The following is a 4,846-nucleotide window of genomic DNA, read 5'->3' on the forward strand; positions in this document are numbered from 1 at the left end:
GCATGCGCTCGCGGGCACCCTGGGCGTAGGCGCGAGCCCGCTTGGTGGCCTTCGCGAGCCACTCAGCCGCACGGGGCAGTCGCTCGGGTCCGAGCACGACCGCCGCGAGAACGCCGATGAGCACCAGCTTCTCGAAGGTCAGGCCCAGGAACATGGATTCAGGTTAGCGCCGCGCCTGCATGGGGAAGCTGAGGACGAGCCCTAGGCTGACGAAGAGGGAGTGAGCATGAGGGATCACAACGCTGACGCGCGGTTCATCGCCGAATCGACGATCGAGCCGGAGGCCATCGCCAAAGCGCGTGCGCATGCGTTGGAGCTGGGCGCGGAGCCGGTCGACCCCGCGCTCGGCGCGCAGATCGCCCTCCTTGCCGCCGCGTCCGCCGCGCTGAACATCGTCGAGATCGGCACCGGAGCCGGAGTGTCCGGGCTCTGGCTGCTGCACGGTGCGCCCCGCGCCATCCTCACGACCATCGACACCGAGCACGAGCACCTCGCGGCCGCCCGCCGCGCGTTCGCGGACGCGGGCATCGCCCCCGCGCGCTCACGGTTCATCACGGGTCGCGCGGTCGATGTGCTTCCGCGCATGAACGAGGCCTCGTACGACATCGTGCTGATCGACGCCGACCCCGAGAACGTGCTCGACTATGTGGAGCACGGGTTGCGGCTCGTGCGTCCCGGCGGCACCGTCCTAGTCGCGCGCGTGCTCGCCGGTGGCGCCGTCTCCGACCCGGTGCGCCGCGACGCGATCACCACCGCCTACCGCTCGCTCATCCAGGAGACCCAGGCCTCACCCGCGGTCATCGCCGCAGTGTCGATCGTCGGCGACGGACTGCTGCAGCTGACCACCGTTCCGTCGGCGGACTGACCCCGGACGCAGAGAACGGCCGGTCTGCACAGACCGACCGTTCTCGATGACGGATGCGTCGTCTCAGGCGGCGTTCACGACGCCACCGAGGACGTCGTAGAGCTCCTTGGCCTCGGCGTCGTTCACGGAGACGACCAGGCGTCCACCGCCTTCGAGCGGCACGCGGACGATGATGAGCCGGCCCTCCTTCACGGCCTCCATCGGACCGTCACCGGTTCTCGGCTTCATGGCTGCCATCGTGCTCCCCTTCCTGGTGGCTGACGATCCAGTCTATCGCTCCGGGTCGCCGGGCCCCGCACCGCGGGCCGTGCGGTTGTGGATGCCACACGGTCAGGGGATGCGCCAGAACGTGTTCGCGAGTCCGTAGACGTTGTAGATCCAGAGCCACTGCAGCGCGATGCAGACGAGGAGGACACCGACGCGCCACCACCACGCGCGCGCCACCGCGAGCGCACCCGCCGCGAGCGGGGCGACGGGGACGAGCAGGCGGAAGATGCTCGACTGCGGGAAGAACACGGCCAGAAGGTAGAGGAGGTAGCTCGCCGTCCACAGCCGCAGCTCCACCCCCATTCGCCGCACGTGCGGCTCGAACAGCAACAGCGTCGCGATGCCGACGAGAGCCAGGGCCAGCACGACGAAGCCGACGGCGGCCGGCCACCCCCATTGGGTCGACCAGAACGGCACGGCGACGGCGAATCCGTCGAACGGCGCGAAGTGCGGGCTCGCGTCCGCGATCCAGTTGCGGCGCCAGGAGAGCTCGGTGAGAAGGTACGCGTTCGGGTTTCCCGTGACCCACCCGGCGATGAACTGCCACGCGAAGCCGGCGACCACGCCCAGCGCTCCGAGGGAGAGGATGTGGGCGACGTCACGTCCCCGCAGCGGCTCGGTCCTGCGGTGCACCAGCCGCACGATGCCATGCAGGCCGAGGAACAGGGCGAAGGCCAGCACTCCCGGTCGGGTTGCGGCCATGAGGATGATGAGCGGATACACCCATCCGTATCGTCGGCGCAGCACCGCCCAGAGGGCGAGGAACAGCCAGAGGAGGAACAGAGACTCGGCATAGCCGACCTGGAACAGAGCGGCGAGCGGCCCCGATGCGAAGAAGGCGACCGCCCACATCGAGGAGGTCTCGTCGAGGCGCATCCGCGTGATCGTGAAGAGCACGATCGAGGCGAGGTAGCCGGAGATCAGCGAGATCGCGACGGCCCCCGCACCCCAGCCGCCGAGCGCCGTGCCGAGGCCCTGTGCGAGGTAGGCGTAGAGCGGCATGAACGCCCACGAGTTCTCGGTCACGAGGCCGGCGGTGTTCGTCGGCAGGTGCACCGGGTAGCCGTTGAGGGCTGTGAACCAGTACCACGCGGCATCCCACCCCACGGCGAGATCGCCGATCGTCGCGTGCGCACCGAAGCGCGACGACGCCGTCGACGCGGCCGCGGCGGCGACCATGAGAAGGGTCGTGACGACACGCGCGAGCAGGTAGATGACGGCGATCCGCACGAACGGCGGGAGCCCCCGCCAGGTGGTGCGCGCAGCGACAACCCGCGGGTGGTCGATCAGACGCTCAGCCATGCCCGCAGTCCGCGCTCGACGTCGTGGATCTGCCCAAGGGGGACGCGCTCCTGGTCGTGATGGGCGAGGCTCGGGTCGCCCGGACCGTAGTTGACGGCGGGCACGCCGAGCGCCGAGAAGCGGGCGACATCCGTCCATCCGTACTTGGGGCGAGGGTCGGCCCCGACGGCGGCGAGGAACTCCTGAGCGAGAGGGGCGTCGAGCCCGGGCCGGGCGCCCGGGGCGCTGTCGACGACCTCGACGTCGAAGCCGGCGCACACCTCGCGCACGTGCGCCTCTGCCTGTGCGACGCTCTTGCTCGGCGCGAAGCGGTAGTTGACCTCGACGACGCACTCGTCGGGGATGACATTGCCGGCGATCCCGCCGTGGATGCGCACCGCGTTCAACCCCTCGCGGTACTCCAGTCCCTCGACCGCCACGGTGCGCGGGCGGTACTCGGCGAGGCGGGTGAGAATGGGCGCCGCCGCGTGGATCGCATTCTCCCCCACCCAGGCTCGGGCGCTGTGCGCGCGCACGCCGTGCGTGCGCACGAGGGCGCGGAGGTTGCCGTTGCAGCCGCCCTCGACCGTGCCGTTGGACGGCTCGCCGAGGATCGCGAAGTCGCCCTGGAACAGATCGGGGCGCGTGCGGGCGAGACGCGTGAGCCCGTTGAGCTCGGCGTCGACCTCCTCGTGGTCGTACCACATCCACGTGATGTCGACACGGGGGTCGACCAGTTCGGCGGCGAGTCGCAGCTGCACCGCGACACCCGCCTTCATGTCCACGGTGCCGCGCCCCCAGAGGTAGGGCTCGCCGTCGACGTCGATGTCACGGGTCGGCAGGTTCTCGTTGATCGGCACCGTGTCGATGTGACCGGCGATCACCACACGCTGCGCGCGACCGAGCTGCGTGCGCGCCACGATCGTGTCGCCGTCGCGGTAGACCTCGAGGTGCGCGAGCGGGGCGAGGGCCTCGGCGATCGCATCGGCGAGGGTGGTCTCCTCGCCGGACACGCTCGGGATGTCGCAGATCGCCCGCGTGAGGGCGACCGCATCTGCGGTCAGGTCGAGGGACGGCATGAGGCCAGCCTAATCGGCGGTCGCGGCCCTGCCGCGCCGATAGCCTGGAGCACATGAGCGATGAGCGATGGGTGTCCGGACACGGCCTGCAGACGACGGCGGATGACGGCACGGTGCTCGATGCGTGGTACCCGTCGCCCGCGTCGGGTCGGCTCACCGGCACGGGTCTGAGCGACCTCGACGCCCTCGCCGGCGCCGACGACCGCCGCGGGGTGCGCATCGACGTCGTGTCGGTCGAGATCGACCTCGACGCCCCCGTCGCCTCCACCGCGGACGCTTACCTACGGTTGCACGCGCTCTCGCACCGACTGGTGCAGCCGAACGGGGTGAACCTCGACGGCATCTTCGTCCACCTCCCCAACGTCGCGTGGACGAACGCCGGGCCGATGCATCCCGATGCCGTCACGGCGCGCCGGGCGCACCTCGTGCGTGCGGGCATCCAGCTCGCGGGCCTCGACAAGTTCCCGCGCCTGCTCGACTACGTCACCCCGCCGGGCGTGCGCATCGCCGACGCGTCGCGCGTGCGTCTCGGCGCCTATCTCTCCCCCGGCACGACGGTGATGCACGAGGGCTTCGTGAACTTCAACGCCGGCACGCTCGGCAGCTCGATGGTCGAAGGCCGCATCTCGCAGGGCGTCGTCGTCGGCGACGGCAGCGACATCGGCGGCGGCGCGTCGATCATGGGAACCCTCTCGGGCGGCGGCACGCATCGCGTCTCGATCGGTGCACGCACGCTGCTCGGCGCCAACTCGGGCATCGGCATCTCACTCGGCGATGACTGCGTGGTCGAGGCGGGTCTCTACGTCACGGCGGGCACGAAGATCGTGCTGGCCGACGAGCCGGCGGATGCCGCGGGGGCACGCCCCGTCGTGAAGGGCGCGCAGCTGTCGGGCAGCGACGGGGTGCTCTTCCGGCGCAACTCCGTCACCGGCGCGGTCGAGGCCGTGCGGCGCACCGGCGTCGGCGTGACGCTCAACGCGATCCTGCACGCCTGAGGGGCGCATTCTCCCGGCGGGCGCTCCCGCGGCGAGGTCGCGACGCGGCGAGGTCGCGACGCGGCGTAGGGTCGCCTCATCCGCACCGAGGAGGCCGAGGATGAGCGCATCGCTGCCGAAGAAGCTGTACCGCACCGAGCTCGCGCGCCTGCAGGCCCAGCTCGTCGACCTCGAGGCGTGGGTGCAGCACACCGGCGCCCGCATCGTGGTGATCTTCGAGGGCCGGGATGCCGCAGGCAAGGGGTCGACCATCAAACGCGTCGCCGAATATCTCAACCCTCGCGTCACCCGCATCGTCGCTCTCCCGACGCCCACCGAGCGGCAGCGCACCGAGTGGTACTTCCAGCGCTACATCGCCC

At 70.7% G+C, this 4,846-nt stretch carries 5 protein-coding genes and 1 pseudogene; 3 read left to right on the forward strand and 3 right to left on the reverse strand.

Going from position 1 to position 4,846, the window contains the following annotated elements; all coding sequences use genetic code 11:
- Positions 1–226: 226 nt before the first annotated feature.
- Complete coding sequence (locus tag ASG00_RS04660; protein WP_056207314.1) at positions 227–865, forward strand: O-methyltransferase; 639 nt, start codon at positions 227–229, stop codon at positions 863–865.
- A 63-nt stretch (positions 866–928) separates the two neighbouring features.
- On the opposite strand, the gene ASG00_RS14350 is transcribed toward ASG00_RS04660, so the two are convergent.
- From ASG00_RS14350 to dapE, 3 genes are all read right to left on the reverse strand, one after another.
- Positions 929–1,102, reverse strand: coding sequence for a DUF3117 domain-containing protein (locus ASG00_RS14350; protein WP_019179788.1), 174 nt, complete (start codon positions 1,100–1,102; stop codon positions 929–931).
- A 93-nt stretch (positions 1,103–1,195) separates the two neighbouring features.
- Positions 1,196–2,434, reverse strand: a complete 1,239-nt coding sequence (locus ASG00_RS04665) for a hypothetical protein (RefSeq protein WP_056207251.1) — start codon at positions 2,432–2,434, stop codon at positions 1,196–1,198.
- Positions 2,419–3,492 (reverse strand): succinyl-diaminopimelate desuccinylase, encoded by a 1,074-nt coding sequence (dapE, locus tag ASG00_RS04670; protein WP_056207253.1) that lies wholly within the window; start codon positions 3,490–3,492, stop codon positions 2,419–2,421. The genes ASG00_RS04665 and dapE overlap by 16 nt, the downstream gene beginning before the upstream one ends.
- 53 nt (positions 3,493–3,545) lie before the next feature.
- Between dapE and dapD the strand changes: the two genes are divergently transcribed.
- A complete protein-coding gene (dapD, locus tag ASG00_RS04675) occupies positions 3,546–4,487 on the forward strand; it encodes a 2,3,4,5-tetrahydropyridine-2,6-dicarboxylate N-succinyltransferase (RefSeq protein ID WP_056207254.1) in 942 nt (313 codons plus the stop codon).
- Between the two features lie 100 nt (positions 4,488–4,587).
- Positions 4,588–4,846 (forward strand): annotated as a pseudogene (locus ASG00_RS16920) (polyphosphate kinase 2); the annotation flags it as partial.

Origin of the sequence: Microbacterium sp. Leaf351 (assembly GCF_001423825.1) — a bacterium.
GTDB lineage: Bacteria > Actinomycetota > Actinomycetes > Actinomycetales > Microbacteriaceae > Microbacterium > Microbacterium ginsengisoli.

Bases quoted from the DNA above. Each gene is read 5' to 3' on its own strand.
- ASG00_RS04660 (WP_056207314.1), top strand. From the start codon at position 227: ATGAGGGATCACAACGCTGACGCGCGGTTCATCGCCGAATCGACGATC.
- ASG00_RS14350 (WP_019179788.1), bottom strand. From the start codon at position 1,102: ATGGCAGCCATGAAGCCGAGAACCGGTGACGGTCCGATGGAGGCCGTG.
- ASG00_RS04665 (WP_056207251.1), bottom strand. From the start codon at position 2,434: ATGGCTGAGCGTCTGATCGACCACCCGCGGGTTGTCGCTGCGCGCACC.
- dapE (WP_056207253.1), bottom strand. From the start codon at position 3,492: ATGCCGTCCCTCGACCTGACCGCAGATGCGGTCGCCCTCACGCGGGCG.
- dapD (WP_056207254.1), top strand. From the start codon at position 3,546: ATGAGCGATGAGCGATGGGTGTCCGGACACGGCCTGCAGACGACGGCG.